This is a genomic window from Bradyrhizobium centrolobii (assembly GCF_001641635.1).
GTDB classification, from domain to species: Bacteria; Pseudomonadota; Alphaproteobacteria; order Rhizobiales; family Xanthobacteraceae; genus Bradyrhizobium; species Bradyrhizobium centrolobii.
This window is the reverse complement of sequence record NZ_LUUB01000099.1, coordinates 1-23008: the sequence shown is the minus strand read 5'-3', so window position 1 is coordinate 23008 and position 23008 is coordinate 1. Positions and strand designations below refer to the sequence as shown.

The window sequence follows — 23008 nt, the reverse complement described above, 5'->3', positions numbered from 1 at the left end:
AGCATGAACGTGCGTGAAGCGGCCCTTGAACCTGCCAGCGATGCGCAGGCGAGCTTTCTGGAACAGGGCCCCTCGCTGGTAGAGCGCGCGGCCAAGACCGCCGCGGCGGCCGCCGCCGACGCCGACGACGTCGATCGCGACGCCCGCTTCCCCCACAAGGCTTTCGAGGTCGCGCGCGAGCAGAAACTGCTCGGCGTCATGATCCCCATCGAGTTCGGCGGCTTCGGCGCCTCGATCTACGACGTCACCGACATCTGCTACATGCTCGGGCGCGCCTGCGCCTCGACCGCGATGATCTACGCGATGCACCAGACCAAGGTCGCCTGCGTCACCCGGCACGGCCACGGCATCCCCTGGATGGAAACCATGATGCGCCGGGTCGCCCGCGACCAATGGCTGCTCGCTTCCTCCACCACCGAAGGCCAGAACGGCGGCAACATCCGCGCCAGCGCGGCCGCCGTCGACCAGGCCGGCGACACCGTCTCGCTCGTGCGTGACGCGACCGTGATCTCCTACGGCGCCGAGGCCGACGGCCTCGTCACCATCGCTCGCCGTGCCACCGACGCTGCCGCCTCCGACCAGGTGCTGCTGGCGCTGGCCAAGGACGATTATTCACTGAAGCGGACGCTCGGCTGGGAAACGCTCGGCATGCGTGGCACCTGCTCGACCGGCTTCGAGCTGAAGGTCGACTGCCCCGCCGACCGCGTCTTCCCCGAGTCATATGACAAGATCCACGCCCAGACCATGACGCCGTTCGCGCATCTGTGCTGGTCGTCGGCCTGGGCCGGCATCGCCGCCGCGGCCGTGACGCGCGCGCAGGCGTTCGTCCGCAAGGCGGCACGCGGCGCCGGCGGGCAGATGCCGCCGGCGGCTGCGCACTTCACCGCTGCGAAGATGTCGCTCGCCAAGCTGCGCGCGCTGATCGCCGCCAATGTCGACGCCTTCGCCCGCAACGAGCATGACGAGCGCGCGCTGAGCTCGCTCGATTTCCAATCTTCGATCACGCTCCTGAAGGTCCAGGCTTCCGAGCTCGCGGTCGAGACCGTGATGCACGCGATGCGCACGACCGGACTGTCGGGCTACCGCAACGACGGCGAGTTCACCATGGGCCGCCACCTGCGCGACGTGCTGTCCTCGCCGATCATGATCAACAACGATCGCATCCTCGCCAACGCCGCGACATCGACCCTGATGAGCGGCGTCCCCACGAGCCTCCGCGACTGACACGCCTTCGCGACCAACAAGAACAATTGCAGATAGCAGGACCTCGAAGCCATGAACATTGCTGTTCTCCCCAACTCGCCCGAGACCGCGCCCGAGGTCGCCGATCCGCTCGATCATCTCGCCGACACCCTGTTCCACCGCATGGGCTCGGACGGCGTCTACGCCCGCACCGCGCTCTATGAGGGCATCGTCGAGCGGCTCGCCGCACTGATCACGAACCATCGCGAGGCCGGCACCGAGGTGATGCGCTTCCCGCCGGTAATGAGCCGCGCCCAGCTCGAGAAGTCCGGCTACCTCAAGAGCTTCCCGAACCTGCTCGGCTGCGTCTGCGGCCTGCACGGTAGCGAACGCGAGATCAACGCCGCAGTGAGCCGCTTCGATGCCGGCGGCGACTGGACCACCTCGCTTTCCCCGGCCGACCTCGTGCTGTCGCCGGCCGCCTGCTATCCCGTCTATCCGATCGCGGCGAGCCGCGGCCAGTTGCCGAAGGGAGGCCTGCGCTTCGACGTCGCCGCCGACTGCTTCCGCCGCGAACCGTCGCGTCATCTCGACCGGCTGCAATCGTTCCGGATGCGCGAATATGTCTGCATCGGCACCCCCGACGACGTCGCCGATTTCCGCGAGCGCTGGATGGTGCGCGCGCAGGCGATCGCCCGCGACCTCGGACTGACCTTCCGCGTCGACTATGCCAGCGACCCCTTCTTCGGCCGCGTCGGCCAGATGAAGGCGGTGAGCCAGAAGCAGCAGCAGCTCAAATTCGAGCTGCTGATTCCGCTGCGCTCGGAAGAGCAGCCGACCGCCTGCATGAGCTTCAACTATCACCGCGAGCATTTCGGCACGACCTGGGGCATCCGGGACGCCAATGGCGAACCGGCCCACACCGGCTGCGTCGCCTTCGGCATGGACCGGCTCGCGGTCGCCATGTTCCACACCCACGGCACCGATCTCTCCGCCTGGCCCGCCAAGGTGCGGGACATCCTGGGCATGCAGCCGCACGTTCCGGCCGATGCCCATGGCGAGGGCTGGCGCTAAGTCACGAGGCCGATCATTTCCACGGGCAAGACGAGCGTGATCCACACCAAGGTCCGATGCCGCGAGATCACCGAGGCCGACGTCGATGCGGTCGCGGACCTGCTGACGCGCGGCTTCGTCGGGCGTTCGCGCAACTATTGGATCCAGGGCCTGCGCCGGCAGGCCTTCCGGCCCGTGCCGGAAGGCTATCCGCGCTTCGGCTACATGCTGGACAATGACGGCGCGCCGGTCGGCGTGCTGCTCCTGATTTACACGACACGGAAGCATGGCGAGGAGACCGCCATCCAGTGCAACCTGTCGAGCTGGTATGTCGAGCCGGCGTTCCGCAACTATGCGCCGCTGCTCACCAAGATCGCGCAGCGGCACAAGGACGTGACCTACCTCAACATCAGCCCGGCACCGTGGACCTGGCCGATCATCGAGACGCAGGGTTTTCGCGCCTATTGCTGCGGCATGTTCTTCTCGGTTCCGGCGCTCACGCGCCCGCCGCGGTGGAGCAAGATCGAGGTCATTTCGCAGCACACCAAGCAGATCGAGGGGCTTTCCGAGGCCGAGACCGAATTGTTGACGCGGCATGCGCGCTACAACTGCCTCAGCCTCGTCTGCCGCACGCCGCAGGGCGCTTTCCCCTTCATCCTGCAATCGGCGCGCGTCCGTCGTGGCTTCATCGCGCCGCCGGCGATGAAATTGATCTACTGCCGCAGCACCGCAGAATACGCAGCCTGCGCGGGCCGCATCGGCCGGCTGTTGCTGCGGCTCGGCAAGATCTCCGTAATCGTCGATTCCAACGAACCGATCCCGGGCCTCGTCGGCATCTATACCGAGCGACGCGGCCGGAAATATTTCAAGGGCCCGCACCGGCCGCGCCTCGCCGATCTCACGGATACGGAGCTCGTGCTGTACGGGCCGTGAGGGTCCGCACGACGCGCAGATGGCGGGCAACTCGCACCTCGCCGTCTGCTGTCATGCCCCGGCTTGACCGGCGCATCCAGTACGCCGCGGCCCATCCGTATCCCATCGCAGCCTCTGGAATACGGAATCGCCCGGTCCCGGCTCCGCCAAGGCTACGCCGGGCCAACAAGGGTGCTCGGCCGCCAAAGCTTCAGCGAAGGCGGCAAGCCGGGCGATGTCCGATGAGCGTTGCGATCAGCTCGCGCCTTTCACAGGCTATCGCGCGGACAACGTGGTAAGCTCTCCCGCCGACCGGAGCGCACGCCATGTCTGACCGAAGCACGCATTGGGACAACGTCTATGCCACCAAGGGCGAGACCGAGGTGAGCTGGTTCCAGGACAGCCCGGTGATCTCGCTCGAGATGATCCGAACGGCCAATCCGGATCATGGAGCCGCCATCATCGATATCGGCGGGGGCGCGTCGCGGCTGGTCGACAGCCTCTTGCGCGAGGGATATCGCAGCCTGGCTGTGCTGGATCTCTCGGCCAACGCACTTGACGCGGCGAAGCGCCGGATCGGCCCGGCTGCCGCGGCGGTCGACTGGATCGTGGCCGACGTGACAACGTGGCAGCCGGCGAAAACATATGATGTCTGGCACGACCGCGCCGCGTTTCACTTCCTGACCGATTCGCGCGACAGGGCGGCCTATGCCGAACGCCTGCGCGCGGCGCTCGCGCCCGGCGGTTAGGTCATCATCGGCACCTTCGCGCCCGACGGTCCGGAGAAATGCAGCGGCCTGCCCGTGCAGCGGCACGACAGCGCGAGTCTTTCGGCGGAACTCGGGCCGGAGTTCGAGCTGGTCGAGACGCGCAGCGAGACCCACCATACGCCGTGGAATTCGACGCAGGCGTTCCAGTTCAGCCGGTTCCGGAGGCGCCGTTAAAGACGGATGTCATGCCCCGCGAAGGCGGGGCATCGAGTACGCAGCGGCTTCTCAATGGACGACGAACGTCTCTGGAATACTGGATCGCCCGATCGAGTCGGGCGATGACAATTGAGCGAGCGGTACGGGCATGCCCCAAGCTCGTCATTGCGAGCGCAGCGAAGCAATCCAGACCGCCTCCGCGGAAAGATTCTGGATTGCTTCGCTACGCTCGCAATGACTGAGTATGCGGCACCTACGCCACCAGCTTCACCGCATGCGCGAAGTCCCAGTAGAGCTTGCGCGCCTTGGTGTAGAACGGTCCCGGCTTCAGCTCGCGGTCGTCGATGCGGATGACGGGGGCGACCTTGGCGAAATTGCCGGTCGAGAAGATCTCGTCGGCGGCGGCGAAGTCGGAATAGCGCAGCGTCCTCTCGACCACGGTGACGCCATCGGCGCGCAGCAGGCCGATGACGCGTTGGCGCGTGATGCCGTTCAGGAAGGTGCCGTTCGGCACCGGCGTGTAGACCACGCCGTCCTTGGCCATGAACACGTTGGAGTTGCCGAACTCCGCGACGTTGCCGAGCATGTCCAGCATCAGCGCATTCTGGAAGCCGCGCGAGGCGGCTTCCGCCAGCGCGCGCGAATTGTTCGGATAGAGGCAGGCGGCCTTGGCCTCGACCGGGGCACATTCGGCGGTGGGCCTGCGGAACGGCGACAGCGTGATGGCGTTGCCGACGGGTTTTGGCATCGGCGCCTCGTAAATGCACAGGCACCAGTTGGTGGTCTCGGGGTCGAACAGGACCCCGCCGCCGCTTCCGTTCTGCGCCCAGTACATCGGGCGGATGTAGAGCTCGGCATTCGGCACGAAGCGCTTCAGCCCGTCGCGCGCGAGCGCGAGCCAGGTGTCGGTATCGACCACCGGCTTCAGGCCGAAATTGATCGCGGATTGATTGGCGCGGGCGACGTGGCGGTCGAGGTCCGGCGCGACACCTTCGAAGGCGCGCGCACCGTCGAACACGACCGAGCCGAGCCAGGCCCCATGCGTGCGCGGCCCCATGATCGGCACGTTGCCGTCGTGCCATTGGCCCTCGAAGAAGGTCCAGCTCGGCGAATATTCGATGGACTTCCTGATCTCGGCCATGACCGGCCTCCCCTTGGCGTGATGCCGCAATCCGGCGCCACTATCGTCCCCAATTCCTAAATGATTTCCTGCGGGGAACTCTCGTCCACCCTCTCCCCTTGTGGGAGAGGGTGGCTTCGCGCTACGCGAAGCCGGGTGAGGGGTCTCTATCCGCGGAGACAGACCCCTCATCCGGCGCGCTTTGCGCGCCACCTTCTCCCACAAGGGGAGAAGGAAGACGGCGTACGCGGCCATATCATTTTGAAGTAATATATGGACCTCAATTGTCGTTAACCGGTGTCTCATGCCGCTCGATCCGCTCGCAAAGCGTTTGTTGACCATGATGGCCGCGGCCGCGCCGCCGGCGCGGAGCCGGCCGAGCGTCGAGGCGCGGCGTCAGTCGCTAGCGAAGCTGATGCAGTTTGCGCGCGCAGAGGCGCCGGACGTGACGACATCGGACGGCACGTTGCCCGGGCCCGGCGGTGATCTCCGCTATCGCCTCTACACGCCCGCGAGCGCCGGCGAGCGCGCGCCAGGTTTTGTGTTCTTCCATGGCGGCGGCCTGGTCGCCGGCAGCATTTTGACGCATGACCGCATCACGGCCGCGCTCGCGCATGTGACCGGCTGCCGGCTGGTCTCGGTCGACTACCGGTTGGCGCCCGAGCACAAATTCCCTGCCGCTGTCGATGACGCGATCGCCGCCACCGAATGGGTCGCGCGGGAAGCGCCGGCGCTCGGCATCGACGCCGAACGGCTCGTGGTCGGCGGCGATTCCGCCGGCGCCACGCTCGCGGCCATCGTGTGCCAGGAGGCGCTGCAAAACGCCGGCCTCTCGATCGTCGCGCAATGCCTGATCTGCCCGGTGCTGGATTTCGAGGAGACCTCACCCTCGCGCGAGGCCTTTGCCGAGGGACATCTGATCGATCGCGTCACGATCGAAGCCGATCTCGCCGATTACCTGCCCGACGGCATCAACACTGCCGATCCCCGCATCTCGCCGCTGCGCGCGACGCGGCTCGCGGGCCGGCCGACGGCGATCATCCACACCGCAGAGTTCGACCCGATGCGCGACGAGGGCAATGCCTATGCGCGCAAGCTGCTCGCCGCGGGCGTCACGGTCGAGCACGTCTGCCACGACGGCATGGTTCACAATTTCCACGCCATGGGCGCGATCCTGCCGCAGGCGCAGCTCGTGCTATCGCAGATCGGCGAGCAGGTACGGCGGGCAGTCGGTGGGTGACGCTTCTTACCCTCTCCCCTTGTGGGAGAGGGTGGCTTCGCAGAGCGAAGTCGGGTGAGGGGTCTCTCTCCGCGAGTCCACGCCTCGCCGTATGGATAGAAACCCCTCATCCGGCGCTTCGCGCCACCTTCTCCCACAAGGGGAGAAGGGATGGCAGTGCGCACCGCTGCGCAGAGGAGCGGACAATCTCACTAACCAAATTCGATTCACATTTTAGCCAATTCACCAGCAACCGTTAGGGTTACCTCGTCGATCTCTAGGCGAATTATTGCCCGCTTTACCACCCGCCTCTAACACGAGGACGGCGGACAACGCACATCCCTCATTCAGGCCAAATAAGTGCGGCCCGCCCCACGCGGAGGTGGACGATGCGCAACGAGACGATCGCTATTCACGCCGGCTACGAGCCCGAGGCCGCCACACACGCGGTCGCCGTGCCGATCTACCAGACCGCCGCCTACGCCTTCGACAGCGCCGATCACGGCGCCGCGCTCTTCAATCTCGAAGCCGAGGGCTTTCGCTACAGCCGCATCGCCAATCCGACCAGCGCCGTGCTGGAGAAGCGCATCAGCCAGCTCGAAGGCGGCGTCGGTGCGCTGGCGGTTGCGACCGGCCAGGCCGCCCTGCATTTCGCCTTCGTCAACGTCGCCGATCACGGCGGCAACATTGTTTCCGTGCCGCAGCTCTACGGCACCACGCACACGCTGCTCTCCCATATTTTGCCGCGCCAGGGCATCCAGGGCCGCTTCGCCGAGAGCGACAAGCTAGACGCGATCGCAAAGCTGATCGACGAGAACACCCGCGCGGTGTTCGCCGAGACCATCGGCAATCCCGCCGGCAATGTCTGCGACATCGAGGCGCTGGCCAAGATCGCTCATGCGCATGGCGTGCCGCTGATCGTCGACAACACGGTGGCAACCCCAATCCTGCTCAGGCCGTTCGACTACGGCGCAGACATCGCCGTGCATTCGCTGACCAAGTTTCTCGGCGGCCACGGCACCACGCTCGGCGGTGCGATCGTCGATTCCGGAAATTTTCCCTGGGCCAAGCACGCAGAACGCTTCCCCGCGTACAACACGCCGGACGCGTCCTACCACGGACTCGTCTACGCCGAGCGCTTCGGCAAGACCGCCTATATCGAGCGCGCGCGCAGCGTCTATCAGCGCACCATGGGCTCGGTGCTGTCGCCGTTCAACGCGTTCCTGTTGCTCCAGGGCATCGAGACGGTGGCGCTGCGCATGGAGCGCCATGTTGAGAACGCGCGCAAGGTCGCGGAGTTTTTGCATGCCGACCCGCGCGTCGCCTGGGTCAACTACACCGGCTTCCCCGATAGCCCCTATTATCCGCTGGTGCAAAAGTATCTGAACGGCAACGCCTCCTCGCTGTTCACCTTCGGCATCAAGGGCGGCATGGAAGCCGGCAAGACCTTCTACGATGCGCTGAAGCTGGTCACGCGCCTCGTCAATATCGGCGACGCCAAGTCGCTTGCCTGCCATCCGGCCTCGACCACGCACCGGCAAATGTCGGCCGAGCAGCAGCGTGTCGCCGGCGTGCTGCCGGAGACGATCCGTCTTTCGATCGGCATCGAGCATTCCGCTGACATCATCGAAGACATCGACCAGGCGCTGGAGAAGGCCTGCCCGTCGACGCGCCTTCAGGCCGCGGAGTAGGCGACCACGCCGATGAGCATCTTGATCGAGCGGGATCAGGGTGTGCCGAGCCCGGCGCTGGTGCCCGCGCAGGACGATTTCGCGCACGACCGCGGCGGCGCCGAGCTCACCATCGGTCTGATCAACAACATGCCCGATCCGGCGCTGAAGGCGACCGAGCGGCAGTTCATGAAGCTGCTCCAGGCCGCAGCCGACCCGCGCCGCATCCGCTTCCACTGTTTTTCACTGCCGTCGGTGAAGCGCTCGCCCGAGGCGAAGTGGCATGTCGACAGCGAGTATTCCGACCTCGCAGATCTCAAGCACCAGAAATTCGACGGGCTGATCGTGACCGGCGCCGAACCCGTCGCACCCGAGCTCGACCAGGAGCCGTACTGGCGCGATCTCACCGAGCTGATCGACTGGGCGAAGGTCAATACACGTTCGACGATCTGGTCGTGCCTCGCTGCGCACGCCGCGGTGCTGCACCTCGATCGCATCGAGCGACGGCGCCTGCCGGCCAAGCGTCACGGCATCTTCGACTGCGAAGCAGTCGGGAGCGATTTGCTGACGCGTGCGGCGCCCGCGCCGCTCAAGGTTTCGCATTCGCGTCTCAACGAGGTCGCCGAGAGCGATCTCACCGAGGCCGGCTATCAGGTACTGACGCGCTCGGCGGAAGCCGGCGTTGACATCTTCGTCCGGCAATATGCCAGTCGCTTCGTGTTCTTCCAGGGTCATCCCGAGTATGACGCCCTGTCGCTCCAGCGCGAATATCTGCGCGACATCGGTCGCTATCTCGCGCGCGAGCGCGAAAACTATCCGGCCGTGCCCGTGAGCTATTTTGACGCAGCAACCGAGGAGAGACTCGCGCGATTCGAGAAGAAAGCGAGGCAGCAGCGGCATCCGGCACTGGCGGGCGAACTCCCCGCACTGATTTTACGCTCCGATATCGCGGCCGGAAGCGCCGCCGCGGTGCTGTTCCGGAATTGGCTGAACGATCTCGCCATGGATGCGGAAGCTGCGCTGCCTGCGCGCTAGGCGAAGACCGCGGCTGCCATGTTAGGATTAATCAAGTGTTAAGCTTGCCTCGGGCGATCGGCGGATGGTTCAGTCGACGAGATCCGGGCAAACAGGGAATGCAGTCGTGTGGTCGGCAGTCAACGGACGCGTGAGCAATCGGCTGGCCCGGCATTTTCGTGCCGCGCCGCACAGATTGACCGCGCATGCCCCGATGGTCAGCTTCACCTTCGATGATGCGCCCGACAGCGCCGCGGATCTCGGCGCATCGCTGCTGGAGGATCATGGCGGGCGTGGCACGTACTACCTCGCCGGCAGCCTGATCGACCAGCCGTCGGACCATTGGCGCACGCTGTCGAACGACGCCATTGTGCGGTTGCACCAGGCCGGACATGAGATCGGCTGCCACACTTACTCGCATCTGCGTGCGATCGATCTCGACCAGGCCGCGATGGCGCTCGAGATCGAGCAGAACCGCAGCTATTTCATGGGCGTCGATCCCTCGATCAGGCTCGAGAATTTCGCCTACCCCTATGGACTCGCCTCGATCTGGCGCAAGCCGCAGCTTGCAAAGAGCTTCCGCTCCGCGCGCGGCATTCTTCCCGGCGTCAACCGCGACGTGATCGATCTCCAGTTTCTGCGCGCCTCGCCTTTGGTCGATTGCGAGATCGATACAGGCGGCATCGACCGCTATTTCGACGAGGCGGTCGACAGCGGCGGCTGGTTGATCTTCTACAGCCATGATGTCGTCGACCAGCCGAGCCCCTATGGCTGCTCCCCGATGCTGCTGCGCCACGCGCTGAAAGCGGCGAGGACACGCGGCATGCCGATCGTGACAGTGGCCGAGGCCTTGCGCCGGATCGGAGCCTAGGCGATCCATAATCGTCTGCCTGAAGGCTCCGCCATAGATTCGTCGAGGAATTCCCGCAGGCACGCCCGGTCTCGCCTCAAAGGATTTTCCCATGCCTCTCGATCGTCGTTCCGTGCTGGCCTCGCTGTGCTGGATGGCCGCCAGCCCCGTGCTTGCAGCGGACGCCCCGCCCGAGCTCGCCAGCTATGAACGCGAGAGCGGCGGACGGATCGGCGTCTATGCCGAGAACCTCGCGACCGGCGCCAAGCTCGCCTGGCGCGCCGACGAGCGCTTTGTCATGTGCTCGACGTTCAAGGCCTCGCTCGCCGCTTGCGTGCTGGCGCGGGTCGATCGCGGCGAGGAGCAGCTTGCGGCGAAAATTCCTTACGGCCAGGCCGACCTCTTGGAGTACGCACCGGTCGCCAAGCAGAACCTCGCAGCCGGCGCGATGTCGGTGGTCGACATGTGCAGGGCGATCGTCGAGCTCAGCGACAACACCTGCGCAAATCTGTTGCTGGCGCGGATCGGCGGCCCCGCCGCGCTGACCGCATTCTGGCGCTCGCTCGGCGATACCACCTCGCGGCTCGACCACAACGAACCCGAGCTCAACCGCTCGCCGCCCGGCGATCCCCATGACACCACGACGCCCGTCGCAATGGCAGGCAATCTGCGTCGGCTGGTGCTGGGCGAAAGCCTGTCGCCGGCATCGCGCGGTCAGCTCACCGACTGGATGCTGAACTGCAAGACCGGCGCCAACCGGCTGCGCGGCGGGCTGCCCGCAAGCTGGAAGATCGGCGATAAGACCGGGAACAACGGCAAGGACGCATCGGGCGACATCGCGGTGGCCTGGCCGAGCCCCGACAGGCCGATCCTGATCGCCGCCTATACCCAGGGCGGCACGCCGACCGCCGCACAGATCGAGGCGGTGTTTGCACGGATCGGGCGCATGGTGGCCGAGCGGCTGGCCTGATCCCGCCGCATTGACCTCGCGGCCGCTTCCGGGCGAAGACAGGCCATGATCGAAGCGAAATTTCAGACCTTTCTCATCCTGCTTGCCGTGCTGGCGGGCACGGCGCTCGCCGCGCGCCGCTTCAATGTCGCGCCCGCCATTCTCCTGATGCTGTCCGGCGTCGGCCTTGCCTTCGTGCCGGGCATGCCGCCGGTCGAGCTGCCGCCGGAACTGGTGCTGCTGATGGTGCTGCCGCCGTTGATCTACTCGGCGAGCGTCGCGATGAGCTGGCGCGAGTTCAGGAACAATCTGCGCCCGATCGTGCTACTCGCCGTGGGCGCGGTGATCTTCACCGCGGCGATGGTGGCGACCGCCACGCACTACCTGATCGGCCTGCCCTGGACCATCGGCTTCCTGTTAGGGGCCATCGTCGCGCCGCCCGACGTGGTGGCGCCGCTCGCGATCGCGCGCCGGCTCAACATGCCGCGCCGGATCCTGGTCGTGCTCGAGGGTGAAGGGCTCGCCAACGACGCCACCGCGCTGATCCTCTACCGCTTCGCGCTTGCCGCCATCATGGTTGGACATTTTTCGTTGCCGTTGGCCGCCGGTGAGTTCTCCCTCATCGTCGCCGGCGAGATCGCCTTCGGCATCGGCGTCGGCTGGCTCTCCTTGCGCTTCCGCAAATGGTCCAGGGATCCGCAGGTCGAGCTCACGCTGTCGCTGATCACGCCCTATGTCTCCTACTGGCTGCCCGAGCATGTCGGCGGCTCCGGCGTGATCGCCACCGTCGCCTGCGGCCTCTATGTGAGCTGGAACGGGCCGCTGCTGATCTCGTCCGCGACGCGCCTGCAAGGCATCTTCTTCTGGGACCTCGTGATCTACATGATCGAGGGCTTGCTGTTCCTGCTCACCGGCTTCCAGATGCGCGCGCTCTACGAGAAGTCGAAGGCGTTCCCGCTCGACGACATCATGATCGCGACCGCCGTGGTCGTGGTGATCATCGTCATCGCGCGCTTTGCCTGGCTCTATCCCGCGATCTATCTGCCGCGGATACTCAGCAAGTCGCTGCGCGAGCGCGATCCGTCGCCGCCCTGGCAATGGGCGTTCACGCTCGCCTTCACCGGCGTGCGCGGCGCGGTGTCGCTCGCGGCTGCGCTGGCGCTGCCGTTCACGCTGCCGGGCGGCGAGGCCTTTCCGTTCCGCGACCTGATCCTGTTCGTCGCCTTCGGCGTCATCTTCATCACGCTGGTCGGAATCGGCCTCGGCCTGCCGCCGGTGGTGCGATGGCTCGGCATCGCCGATGCCGGCCGCAGCGAGCACTTCGCCGAGCACGAAGCCGAGATTGCCGCGCGGCGTCAGGCGCTCGATGCCGCCTTGCGATCGCTGGACGCGCTGACCGAGGAGAAGGACGTATCCGAGGAGGTGGTGCGTCTCCTGCGCGCGCGCCACGATATCCGCGTCAACCAGCTTCCGGACTCGCTCGACCCCACCCATCATGACGTCTCCGCCGCCGGCACCGCACTGACGCGCGAGCTGATCGTTGCCGAGCGCAAGTTCATTCACGACCTCTTGCGCGACGGCCAGATCACCGACGAGACGCGGCGCCGGATCGAGCGCGACCTCGATCTGGAAGAGGCCAGCCTGGCGAACAGGGAGTATCGGGGGGCGCCGCTATAGGTACACCAGAGCGTTGCAGGGTTAGGTTTGGTAGAGTCTCGTGGCTACCAACTCGCGCCACAACTGCTTCCTGAAGTTATGGGTCCCGGCCTTCGCCGGGACGACACCAAATATGTTGGGCCGCTGTCGCGCCACAACCTCTCTTCGTCGTCCCGGACAAGCGCAGCGAAGCGGAGCGCAGATCCGGGACCTACAACCCCAGAATTTGGTTTGGCGAAGACTCGTAGTTGTCAACTTCGCGCCACGACTCGAGCCCGGGGTAATGGGTCCTGGCTTTTGCCAGGACGACAGCGATAAAATAGACGACACTGTTGCCTCGTCATTGCGAGCGCAGCGAAGCAATCCAGACTTCCGCCGCGGAAAAATTCTGGATTGCTTCGCTGCGCTCGCAATGACGATTGTTGAAACGTCGGAGCAAACTACCGCTTCCCGCAAAACTCCCCAATCGCCGCCGCCACGGCCGTCACTATCAACTCCTGCCGCTCCGGAGAGTTCATCGCCATCTCCTCGTCGCGGTTGATGATGGAGCCGGCTTCGAGCAGCACCGCGGCACTTCGGGTCTGGGCGAGCACGATGAGGGCGTCATAGCGATAGACACCGACATCCTTATCGAGCAACTGGCGGCGGTAGCGCCCCATCAGCGGCAGGGTGTATTGGCTGGCGTATTGCAGGCCGCGGCCCCTCAGCTCCTTGCCCAGGAGCCGGGCGAACGCCAGGCTCGCGCCGAACCTCGGATTGCGCTTCGACACGAACAGCGAGTAGCCGCTGAAGCGGTCGCTGAACCAGCCCCTGGCGCCTTCGAACTCCCACTCCTCGAGCAGCTTGTCCGGCACCGAGTCGTGGTGGATCGACAGGACGAGATCGGCATGCGCATCATTGGCTGCGGCGGCGCGCTTGAACAGGCTCGGCCTTGCCTTGCCGTCCGTGACAAGGACCCGGGTCGCGGCGAAGCCTTCCGACTTCAATCGCTCGCCGATCAGCTTTGCCAGGTGCAAATTGAAGCCGAATTCCGGATCGTTGCGCGCGCTCATCGCGCCGAACGCCTCCGGCGTATGCCCGACATCAAGGATGATCCGGAATCTGCGCGGCTCGCATTCGACCGCCACAGGCATCTTTTGCCTGACTTTCGCAACTTTCCGGGCCGGCGCGGCGTGGCCGCGATCGATCTGCGGGACCATAAGCACGACCAGCGAGACGACGATGGCTGTGAGGATACCCCGCGACGACAAGCCCTACTCCGCTGCCGCGATCCGGGGCCGACCGACGAAGCCCGTAGCGTCGCCAAAACGTTCCAGCATCACCGCGGGCAGGTCCTTGGTCTTGCTGGTGACACAGGCGCCGGAGCGCACCGCGTAGCGATCCTGACGCGCGGCCTGCGGTGGGGGCTCGCCCTGCTGGAGCGCACGCGCCAGATCCATCACGGTCTTGCGGAAATGCATGATGCCGAGATCGGTCGGGCCGAGATGCTCACGGGTGCGGTCGGCGATCGGGCCCTGGCTGTCCTGCACAGCGGCGTCCTGCTCGGAGACACCCTTGATGCCGGTGTAGCTTTTGGTCTTCTGCAGCTTGCGGTCGATCAGGTAGTCGTTGCCCTTGTGACGCAGCGGCACGTAGTTGTCGTCGACCTCCGCGATCACGCCGTTGCCGCGATCGTAGGCATCGCGCTCTCCTTGCGTCAGCGGCCGCTCCGGATTCCAGGCATAGGTGTAGATCCAGCAGTTGGTATCGGTCACCGGCAGGAAGGTCTGGCCAAAGATGTTTTCGCCCGGCATCGCGCTCGGGGCATAGGCGTGGAATGGCATCAGGAACTGCGCGATGCGCCAGTAGATGTTGTCGCCGCCGGTGAGCCGGCCGCCGGCGATCGTCAGGCCCGCGTCGTGCGGATTGATCTTGATCACGGGGCGCGGATCCTCCGCGATCCAGCGCATGTGATCGGTATTCATGCGCACAAGCGGATTCACAAAGTGTTTCTTGCTGTCGAGGATCTCGTTCTCCTCCTTGTCGAAGGAGAGATGCGCGAAGGTGAAATGCGCGGTGTCGATCGAGCCCTCCAGCGCCTGCACCCAGTTGCAGTCCTGCCACTTCTTGCTGACGTAGCGATGCGAGGCCGGCAGCAGCGCCATTTCGAGATCGGGCAGCTCCGGCATCACATCGGCCGGACCCATATAGGCCCAGATCATCTCGCCCCATTCCCGCACCGGATAGGATTTGATGCGGATGAGATTTTTGGCGTTGAGATCGGGATAGGACGTCGGCATGTCGACGCAGCGGCCATCCGTGTCGAACTTCCAGCCGTGATAGACGCAGCGGATGCCGCATTCCTCGTTGCGTCCGAGCCAGAGATTGGCGCCGCGATGCGGGCAATACTGGCCGATGACGCCGACGACGCCGCGCGTATCGCGGAAGGCGAGCAGTTCCTCGCCGAGCACGATGATCTTCTTCGGCTCCCCGTCGGGCTCGGGGAGCTCTTCGGACAGCAGGACGGGGATCCAGAACCGGCGCAACAGCTCGCCCATGCCCGTTCCAGGACCGGACTCGGTCAGGAATTTGTTGTCCTCGGCGCGGAGCATGGCGGATCCTCCCGACGTTGTTTTTGGGAAGATTGGCGCGGGAACGGAAGGACGTCAACGCGCGAACGGCTTCGTAGGGCGGGTTAGCAAAACGTAGCCGCTTTTCTCGCCGCGGTCCCATGGCGGATTACGCTTCGCTAATCCGCGCTATGCACCTCTAAACCGGCCGCTCCCCCTTCACGGTCACGCGCGTCCCTGACCGCGTGTGCGGCCAGTAATCCCACATCGCGCGGTGCTGGGTGCAGCGGTTGTCCCAGAAGGCGATGGCGTTCTCGGTCCAGCGGAAGCGGCACTGGAACAGCGGGTTTTCGGCGTGCTGGTAGAGATAGGCGAGCATCGCGTCGCTCTCGTCGCGGGGGATGCCGTTGATGTGGCGGGTGAAGCCGCGGTTGACGTAGAGAGCTTTCTTCCCGGTCACCGGATGCGTGCGCACCACGGGGTGTTCGGCATGCGGATAGGAGGGACGGTCGGCGACGCCGTAATTGGCGTAGAGCCCGCGGTAGATCGGCTCGCCGTCGTGCAGCGCGGTGAGACCGTCGAGATAAGTCTTCATGCGGTCCGACAGCGCCTCATAGGCCGCATACATGTTGGCGAACAGCGTGTCGCCGCCGCGCGGCGGGCATTGCTTGATGTAGAGGATCGAGCCCATCGGCGGCTCGAGATCGCAGGACACGTCGGAATGCCAGCCCTCGCCGTTGGCGCGCGGCGAGTTCTTGTCGGCGTAGATCTTCATCAGCGCAGGATCTTCGTCCTCGTGGGGCGCGGCGGGATGGAAATGCAGCTCTCCGAACTTGCGGCCAAAGGCGAGATGCTCTTTCGGTGCGATGTGCTGATCGCGAAAGAAGATGACGAGGTTCTCGGCGAGCGCACGATGGATCTCGTCCATCTGGCGGTTGGAGCGCGCATCGTCCGAGACGAGCTTGCCGATGTCGACACCGGTGATTTCCGCGCCGATGATCGGGGTGAGCTTTTCGACCGCGATGGTTTCGTATGGCGCGCCATCTTCGGCCATGTGGCGATAGCGCGGACCCTGCTTGCCGGCGAGTGAGCTCATGGCGTGTCTCCCGATCGTTTTGATTGGGGATTATCGTAGCCCGGATGGAGCGAAGCGCAATCCGGGAACGGTTTGTCGGCGTACGAGAGGCCCCGGATTACGCTGCGCTCCATCCGGCCTACATGCGCACCGCAAACTCAGGCGTCGTCCCGGACAAGCGCAGCGAAGCGGAGCGCCGATCCAGGACCCAACCACACGATTGGGTTTGGCGAAGACTGGCAACCGCAGTCTCGCACCATAACCATGTCCTGTGATTATGGGTCCCGGCCTTCGCCGGGACGACGGCGGCCCGTGGGGCACGAGCGGAGCAAGATCACTCCGCCGCAGTCACCGGCACCTGCGCGCTCTGGCCGTAGCGCTGGTCGATGTAGTCGATCACCAGCGCCTTGAAGTCGGCCGCGATCGTGGGCCCGCGCAGCGTGCGGAACTTCTTGCCATCAACGAAGACCGGCGCCGCCGGCGCTTCGCCGGTGCCGGGCAGCGAGATGCCGATATTGGCGTGCTTGGACTCGCCGGGGCCGTTGACGATGCAGCCCATCACCGCAACGTTGAGCTCTTCCACGCCCGGATATTTCGTCTTCCAGGTCGGCATCTCGTCGCGGATGAAATCCTGGATCGAGCGCGCCAGCTCCTGGAACGTGGTGGAGGTGGTGCGGCCGCAGCCCGGGCAGGCCGCAACCAGCGGCACGAAGGTACGGAAGCCCATGGTCTGCAGCAATTCCTGGCCGACCTGCACCTCGCGGGTGCGGTCGCCGCCGGGCTCCGGCGTCAGCGAGATGCGGATGGTGTCGCCAATGCCCTGCTGCAAGAGGATGCCGAGCGCGGCGGACGAGGCGACGATGCCCTTCGAGCCCATGCCGGCCTCGGTGAGACCGAGATGGATGGCGTAGTCGGAACGCGATGCGAGATCCTGATAGACCGCGATCAGGTCCTGGACCTGCGAGACCTTGGCCGAGAGGATAATGCGGTCCTTGGACATGCCGAACTCTTCGGCGCGCGCGGCCGAAAGCAGCGCGGACTGCACCATGGCCTCGCGCGTCACCGCGCGCACGTCGCGCGGATTGGCGGACGCCGCGTTCTCGTCCATCAGTTTGGTGAGGAGTTCCTGGTCGAGCGAGCCCCAATTGGCGCCGATGCGCACCGGCTTGTTGTTCTTGTTGGCGATCTCGATGATGTCGGCGAACTGCGTGTCGCGCTTGTCCTTGAAGCCGACATTGCCGGGATTGATGCGGTACTTGTCGAGCGCCTCGGCGCAGGCCGGATGCTCGGCGAGCAGCTTGTGGCCGATATAGTGGAAGTCGCCGATCAAAGGCGTGGTGACGCCACGCTTGCGCAGGCCGTCGCGGATATGCGGAACGGCGGCGGCCGCCTCTTCGCGGTCCACCGTGATGCGGACCATTTCGGAGCCGGCGCGCGCGAGCGCTGCGACCTGGGCGATGGTGCCGTCGATGTCGGCGGTGTCGGTGTTGGTCATCGACTGCACGACGATCGGCGCGCCGCCGCCGACGGCGACGTTGCCGACCTTGACCTGGGTGGTCTGGTGCCGGGGCGCGGGGCCCGCGATGTCGGAATCGATGGTGTTTTCGAGCTTGTTCATGGGGTCCAAATATCAGGTTTTGGTGACGTTCAGCAATGCATCACGCGGCGCCGCAGCCGTTTGGCTGGGACGGTTAACCAGAAAAAGCCCAGCAATTACAAGGAGGGCGGCCGCCCCGAAAGCCAGGCTCAGGCTGTCGTGCATGATGAAATAGCTACCCACCACGCCAAACAAAGGGGTGATGAAGGTAAAAGCCGACAATTTGCTGGCCGAATAGGCCTTCACCAACGCGAACCAAAGCGTGAACGTGGTTCCTACCACCCAGATCGCCTGGAAGGCCAATAAGGCCAGGGAGAGCGGCGCGGGCGTGTGGGTGATGGATTCGCCGAACAGCCAAGCGGCCCCGCCCAGGATCGGGATCGAGGTCGCGACCTGATAGCCCAGCGCCTTCTCTGGCGCGGCGAGGCGTAGCCGCGTGCCCTTGGCGACCAGCGTGGTGGCCGCCCACAGCGATGCACCGCCAACGATCATGAGGTCGCCCAGCAGCACCTTGGCATCGACATCCGGCTGCGGCACGCCGATCGCCAGCGCGACCCCGGCAAAGCTCACGGCAAGCCCCAGCCATTGCGATCCGCCAAGCCGCTCGCCGAGCATCTGGTAGGAGCCGAGCGCGACGAAGAACGGCGCTGTGTAGAGGAACACCACCGCGCGGGACGCCGATGTAAATCGCAGGCCCTGGAAGATCAGTACGAACTCGAGGCCGAACATCAGCCCGGCGATCAGGCCGGGCTTCCACGTGCCGTCGCGCTCGAAGAATTTGACGCCGCGAAGGGTACCGATGATGAACAGCACCGGCAGTGCGCCGATCGAGCGGAACATCGCCTGGAGCATCGGCGGCACATCTGGGAGCACCAGCTTCACCGCGATCTGGTTGAATCCCCAGGTCAGGCACAGCATGAGCATCAGGGCGATGGCGCCGGCACCGAGAGGGCGGCCGGCGGACGGTATGGCTTGTGGTGAGGACATGTCTTCCCGAAGGCCGGCTTAGCGCCGTTGTTGCTTGATTGATCAGACTGTGGGCCCTTCACCTCTCCCCTCGGGAGAGGTAGGCACCGCTGCTTTGGCTCGAGCCGATCGCATCTTTTTAAGAAGCTTTCTGACAATGGGTGCAGGTGCCCGTGATCTCGACCACGGACAGTTTCGGTGCAAAGCCTGAGGCGCGCGCGGCGGCGTTGAGGTCTTGGGCGAAGGACGCCGACGGGATCTCGCCGACGAGGCCGCAGCGCTCGCAGATCAGGAACGCGACCGCGGAGGTCGCATCATGGTCATGGGCGGCGCAGGCGAGATAGGCGTTGCGGCTTTCGATGCGGTGCACGAGGCCGTTGGCCATCAAGAAATCGAGAGCGCGGTATACGGTGATCGGCGCCGGCCGCGGCATCGACTTGGCGAGCTCGTCGATCACCTCGTAGGCGCCGAGCGGACGATGGCTGGAGAGCAACGCCCCCAGCACCTGGCGGCGAATCGGCGTGAATTTCTGCGCGCGCTGCTCGCAGACCTCCTCGGCATGCGCCAGCGCGTCCGCTGTGCAGCGGCCGTGATCGTGATCAGGCGCGGGAAAGGCCGGCTTCGCGAGGGTCATACCGCTAACATTTTAGCATTTCGGCCGGGGAACCCAAAGCGCGACCGCTTAAATGGCTGCCAGCCATGCTTTTCCGGCGGGACAGCCCTTCCATTAAACCGCCATGAAGTAATCATAAGCTTGCTTATTATATCCAAGCTTATTGGAGACAAGCTTATGAGCCGCGGGTCCGTGGACCAGAACTTCCTGTTTACGCTTGGTGAGCTCTACCGCCTGCTGCGCGTCTATGCCGACAAGGAGGCGTCGCGCTTCGGCATCACCCGCGCGCAATGGGCGGTGCTGGCCAAGGTCGAGCGCAGCGAGGGCATGAAGCAGTCGGAGCTCGCCGAGCTTCTCGAGATGCAGCCGATCACGCTGACGCGCCTGATCGACAAGCTCTGTGACAACGACTGGATCGAGCGCCGCAGCGATGCCTCGGACCGCCGCGTCAAGCGCCTGTACCTCAAGAAGGCCGGGCGACAATTGCTCGGCCGGATGAGCGGCCTGCGGTCCGAAATCACCGCCAACGCACTCGACGGCATCAATCCGGCGGACGCCCACCGTTTTCTCACCCAACTCCAAACAATCAAAGAAAACGTGCGTAACGCGACCCAGAACAGCGGTGCGGAACAGGCGCGTAAGGAGCAGCGCTATGGCTGATCAGGTCCTGAAATTCCAGCCCGAGCAGAAAATCGACAGCGGCAAGCCCACCAAGAAAGCCGGCACCGCGCCGCGCCGCCGCCTCATCGCAGGACTGCGGCGCTACCGCCGCTTCCTGCTCATGGTCGTGCTGCCGATCGTCGCCGCCATCGGCGGCATTGCCTTCTATCTCAATGGCGGCCGCTATGTCGGTACCGATGATGCCTATGTCGGCGCCCAGAAGGTGCTGGTGACGCCCGACATCTCCGGCAAGATCGAGAAGGTCGTCGTCAAGGAAGGGCAGCTCGTCAAGCAGGGTGACGAGTTGTTCGAGATCGATCCCGTGCCGTTCCGCCTCGCGGTGGACGAGGCCAAGGCGCAGCTCGCGCAGGCGCAGACGACCTATGACAATCTCCGCGCCAACATCAAGATCTACGGCGACATGCTCAATCTCGCCCAGCAGGGCGTCGACCTGAAGCAGCGCGACGTCGAGCGCAAGCAGGCTCTGGTGAAGAACAGCTACGGCTCGCAGCTCGACCTCGACAACGCGGCGAACGCGCTGGTCACGTCGGGTTCCATCGCGCAATATGTCAGGCAGCAGATCTCGACGGCCAAGACGCAGCTGCTCGGCGATCCCGACCTGCCGCTGGAAAAGTTCCCGCCTTACGCGCAGGCCAAGGCGAAGCTCGACAACGCCGAGCGCAATCTCGACCACGCCGTGGTGCGCGCGCCGATGGGCGGCGTCGCGACCCAGGTCGAGCAGATCCAGCTCGGTCGCTTCGTTGCCGCCGGCACGCCGGTGTTCTCGATCATCGACGTGGCCCATCCCTGGGTCGATGCCAATCCAAAGGAAAGCGACCTCACCTACGTCGCGGTCGGCCAGCCCGTCACGCTCGAGGTCGACGCGTTCCCGAACCACGTCTTCAAGGGCAAGATCGGCTCGCTCTCGCCGGGCACCGGCGCGCAGTTCGCGATCCTGCCGCCGCAGAATGCCACCGGCAACTTCGTCAAGGTCGTGCAGCGCGTGCCGATCAGGATCTATTTCGACGAGGACGACAAATACGTAAAGAAGCTGAAGGCCGGCATGAGTGTCTATGCCACCGTCGACACCGGCCACCAGCGCTCGCTTGCCGGTCTGCTTGGATTGTCGGCCAACGCGAACCAGGACAAGGACTGATCCGATGTCCGGTCCCGCGACCAATCTGATGGTCCCTGGCCTGCGCCGGAACATGGTGACGATCTGCGCCATGACCGCGACCATCATGCAGGCGCTGGATACCACCATCGCCAACGTCGCCCTGCCCTACATGCAGGGCACGCTGTCGGCCTCGCAAGACCAGATCAACTGGGTGCTGACCTCCTACATCGTCGCCGCCGCGATCATGACGGCGCCGGTCGGCTGGATCGCCAACCGGTACGGCCGCAAGCGCATCTTCATCATCTGCTCGGCCGGCTTCACCTTCGCCTCGGTGCTGTGCGGCCTCGCGCAGGACATCAACCAGATGGTGCTGTTCCGCCTGCTGCAGGGCGTGTTCGGCGCGGCACTGGTGCCGCTGTCGCAAGCCGTGATGCTCGACTATTACACGCTTCAGGAACGTGCCAAGGCGATGTCGATCTGGGGCATGGGCGTGATGATGGGCCCGATCATGGGCCCCTCGCTCGGTGCGTGGCTGACCGAGACCTATTCCTGGCACTGGGTGTTCTTCGTCAACCTGCCGTTCGGTGCGATCACCGTGCTCGGGCTGATCATCTTCATGGACGAGACCAAGAAGGACCTCAGCCTCAAATTCGACTGGTTCGGTTTCGGCGCGCTGGCGATCGCGATTGGCGCGCTCCAGCTCGCGCTCGACCGCGGCGAGCAGCTCGACTGGTTCGAGTCGGTCGAGATCGTGACCGAGTTCACCATCTCGGCCATCGCCTTCTACTATTTCTTCGCCCATTCCTTCACGACCTCGCGGCCGTTCATCCAGTTCGCGCTGTTCAAGGACCGCAACTTCCTCACCGGCTGCATCTTCATGACGGTGATGGGGCTCGTGCTGTACTCGACCATGGCGCTGGCCTCGCCCTACCTGCAGAACGTCATCGGCTATCCCATCATCACCGCCGGCGGCCTGCTCGCGAGCCGTGGCTTCGGCACGTTCTTCGCGATGATGCTGGTCGGCCGCCTGATGCGTTTCTTCGAAGCGCGCACGCTGATCATCTCGGGCCTGACGCTGACCGCCGGCTCGTTGTTCTGGATGACCGGCTGGACCGACCAGACCCAGGCGCCGGAGATCGTCGCCGTCAGCATCATCCAGGGTTTTGGCTTCGGCCTCGTCTTCGTGCCGCTCTCGACCGTGTCGTTCCTGTCGCTGCCGAACAATCTGCGCACCGACGGCACCTCGATGCTGACACTGCTCCGCAACGTCGCGAGCTCCGTGGGCATCTCGATCGTGATCGCCGAGCTGACGCAAGGCACGCGGCGGACCTATGCGATCCTGTCCGAGCACATCAACCCGTTCAACCATGCGCTCCAGATGCCGGACGTCAGCCGCATGATCGATCTCTCAAGCGACGCCGGCCGCGCCATGGCCGACCGTATCGTCAGCATCCAGGCGCAGATCATCGCGTTCGCACACGACTACCAGATCGTGATGATCTTCATCCTCTGCACCATCCCGCTCGCCCTGATGATCGGCTCGACCAAGGCCACCCTGCGCAAACAGACGGCGGGGCCGGAACATGCGGTGATGGAGTAGGTTTCGAGCGCACCACACACTCAGCTCGTCGTCCCGGACAAGCGAAGCGTCGGGCAGCGCGTAGCGCTGTCCCGTAGCGGAGCGCAGATCCGGGACCCATATGTGGACGGCCCCCGTGGCACAAGAGCTTTGTGAGGTTTGATCGGATCGCTTGCGTCCATGTGTCCGGCCTGTTGGTGCGGCGTGTTGGGCCGCTGGCCAAGATGGTTTCCGCGACGCGAGTTCCAATCAACCACGCGACCTCGTTCGGCCGATGGGTCCCACGGATTTGCTCGCATCT

19 protein-coding genes and 1 pseudogene are annotated in these 23008 nt (G+C 65.0%); 13 read left to right on the top strand and 7 right to left on the bottom strand.

Features of this window, described 5'->3' with window-relative positions; genetic code table 11:
• Positions 1-3: 3 nt before the first annotated feature.
• The 4 genes and pseudogenes from AYJ54_RS36295 (at position 4) to AYJ54_RS36280 (ending at position 4091) form a co-directional block, all read left to right on the top strand.
• Complete coding sequence (locus AYJ54_RS36295; RefSeq protein ID WP_063706855.1) at positions 4-1224, top strand: acyl-CoA dehydrogenase family protein; 1221 nt, start codon at positions 4-6, stop codon at positions 1222-1224.
• A gap of 51 nt (positions 1225-1275) precedes the next feature.
• Positions 1276-2256, top strand: coding sequence for an amino acid--[acyl-carrier-protein] ligase (locus AYJ54_RS36290; RefSeq protein ID WP_063706853.1), 981 nt, complete (start codon positions 1276-1278; stop codon positions 2254-2256).
• Positions 2257-2292: 36 nt separating this feature from the next.
• Positions 2293-3168: a hypothetical protein gene (locus AYJ54_RS36285; protein ID WP_063706851.1), complete on the top strand. Its 876-nt coding sequence runs from the start codon at positions 2293-2295 to the stop codon at positions 3166-3168.
• A gap of 305 nt (positions 3169-3473) precedes the next feature.
• Positions 3474-4091: pseudogene (locus tag AYJ54_RS36280) on the top strand (class I SAM-dependent methyltransferase).
• A gap of 235 nt (positions 4092-4326) precedes the next feature.
• Here the strand turns inward: AYJ54_RS36280 and AYJ54_RS36275 are convergent.
• Positions 4327-5214 (bottom strand): branched-chain amino acid aminotransferase, encoded by an 888-nt coding sequence (locus tag AYJ54_RS36275; RefSeq protein ID WP_063706849.1) that lies wholly within the window; start codon positions 5212-5214, stop codon positions 4327-4329.
• 283 nt (positions 5215-5497) lie between these two features.
• Here AYJ54_RS36275 and AYJ54_RS36270 point away from each other — a divergent pair, with 283 nt between their 5' ends.
• From AYJ54_RS36270 to AYJ54_RS36245, 6 genes are all read left to right on the top strand, one after another.
• The gene (locus tag AYJ54_RS36270; protein WP_063706847.1) at positions 5498-6433 is read left to right on the top strand and encodes an alpha/beta hydrolase; all 936 of its coding nucleotides are present in this window, start codon (positions 5498-5500) and stop codon (positions 6431-6433) included.
• A 368-nt stretch (positions 6434-6801) separates the two neighbouring features.
• On the top strand, positions 6802-8103 hold the full coding sequence (locus tag AYJ54_RS36265; RefSeq protein WP_063706845.1) for an O-acetylhomoserine aminocarboxypropyltransferase/cysteine synthase family protein: 1302 nt from the start codon (positions 6802-6804) through the stop codon (positions 8101-8103).
• A 12-nt stretch (positions 8104-8115) separates the two neighbouring features.
• A complete protein-coding gene (gene metA, locus AYJ54_RS36260; protein WP_063706843.1) occupies positions 8116-9117 on the top strand; it encodes a homoserine O-succinyltransferase MetA in 1002 nt (333 codons plus the stop codon).
• Positions 9118-9223: 106 nt separating this feature from the next.
• The gene (locus AYJ54_RS36255) at positions 9224-9967 is read left to right on the top strand and encodes a polysaccharide deacetylase family protein (protein WP_063706842.1); all 744 of its coding nucleotides are present in this window, start codon (positions 9224-9226) and stop codon (positions 9965-9967) included.
• 91 nt (positions 9968-10058) lie between these two features.
• Positions 10059-10916 carry a class A beta-lactamase gene (bla, locus tag AYJ54_RS36250; RefSeq protein ID WP_063706840.1) on the top strand — a complete coding sequence of 286 codons (858 nt, stop codon included), beginning with the start codon at positions 10059-10061 and terminating at the stop codon, positions 10914-10916.
• A gap of 45 nt (positions 10917-10961) precedes the next feature.
• Entirely contained in the window at positions 10962-12572 is a 1611-nt protein-coding gene (locus tag AYJ54_RS36245) for a Na+/H+ antiporter (RefSeq protein WP_136624175.1), read from the top strand.
• A gap of 419 nt (positions 12573-12991) precedes the next feature.
• Here AYJ54_RS36245 and AYJ54_RS36240 read toward each other — a convergent pair whose 3' ends face one another.
• The 6 genes from AYJ54_RS36240 to AYJ54_RS36215 all read right to left on the bottom strand — a co-directional run bounded on the left by AYJ54_RS36240 (position 12992) and on the right by AYJ54_RS36215 (position 19372).
• Positions 12992-13750 carry an N-acetylmuramoyl-L-alanine amidase gene (locus tag AYJ54_RS36240; RefSeq protein WP_082906020.1) on the bottom strand — a complete coding sequence of 253 codons (759 nt, stop codon included), beginning with the start codon at positions 13748-13750 and terminating at the stop codon, positions 12992-12994.
• Between the two features lie 54 nt (positions 13751-13804).
• Positions 13805-15142, bottom strand: a complete 1338-nt coding sequence (locus tag AYJ54_RS36235; RefSeq protein ID WP_063706805.1) for a Rieske 2Fe-2S domain-containing protein — start codon at positions 15140-15142, stop codon at positions 13805-13807.
• Positions 15143-15299: 157 nt separating this feature from the next.
• The gene (locus AYJ54_RS36230) at positions 15300-16196 is read right to left on the bottom strand and encodes a TauD/TfdA dioxygenase family protein (protein ID WP_063706803.1); all 897 of its coding nucleotides are present in this window, start codon (positions 16194-16196) and stop codon (positions 15300-15302) included.
• Between the two features lie 313 nt (positions 16197-16509).
• Positions 16510-17793 (bottom strand): flavodoxin-dependent (E)-4-hydroxy-3-methylbut-2-enyl-diphosphate synthase, encoded by a 1284-nt coding sequence (ispG, locus tag AYJ54_RS36225; RefSeq protein WP_063706802.1) that lies wholly within the window; start codon positions 17791-17793, stop codon positions 16510-16512.
• Between the two features lie 12 nt (positions 17794-17805).
• Complete coding sequence (locus tag AYJ54_RS36220; RefSeq protein ID WP_063706800.1) at positions 17806-18759, bottom strand: DMT family transporter; 954 nt, start codon at positions 18757-18759, stop codon at positions 17806-17808.
• Positions 18760-18877: 118 nt separating this feature from the next.
• On the bottom strand, positions 18878-19372 hold the full coding sequence (locus tag AYJ54_RS36215; RefSeq protein ID WP_063706799.1) for a Fur family transcriptional regulator: 495 nt from the start codon (positions 19370-19372) through the stop codon (positions 18878-18880).
• 156 nt (positions 19373-19528) lie between these two features.
• Between AYJ54_RS36215 and AYJ54_RS36210 the strand changes: the two genes are divergently transcribed.
• Genes AYJ54_RS36210 through AYJ54_RS36200 form a run of 3 tightly spaced genes read left to right on the top strand, consistent with a single transcriptional unit; the run spans position 19529 to position 22728 of the window.
• Positions 19529-20011: a MarR family winged helix-turn-helix transcriptional regulator gene (locus AYJ54_RS36210; RefSeq protein WP_063706797.1), complete on the top strand. Its 483-nt coding sequence runs from the start codon at positions 19529-19531 to the stop codon at positions 20009-20011.
• Positions 20004-21167 (top strand): HlyD family secretion protein, encoded by a 1164-nt coding sequence (locus AYJ54_RS36205; RefSeq protein WP_063706795.1) that lies wholly within the window; start codon positions 20004-20006, stop codon positions 21165-21167. The genes AYJ54_RS36210 and AYJ54_RS36205 overlap by 8 nt, the downstream gene beginning before the upstream one ends.
• 4 nt (positions 21168-21171) lie before the next feature.
• Entirely contained in the window at positions 21172-22728 is a 1557-nt protein-coding gene (locus AYJ54_RS36200; protein WP_063706793.1) for an MDR family MFS transporter, read from the top strand.
• Positions 22729-23008: the final 280 nt, after the last annotated feature.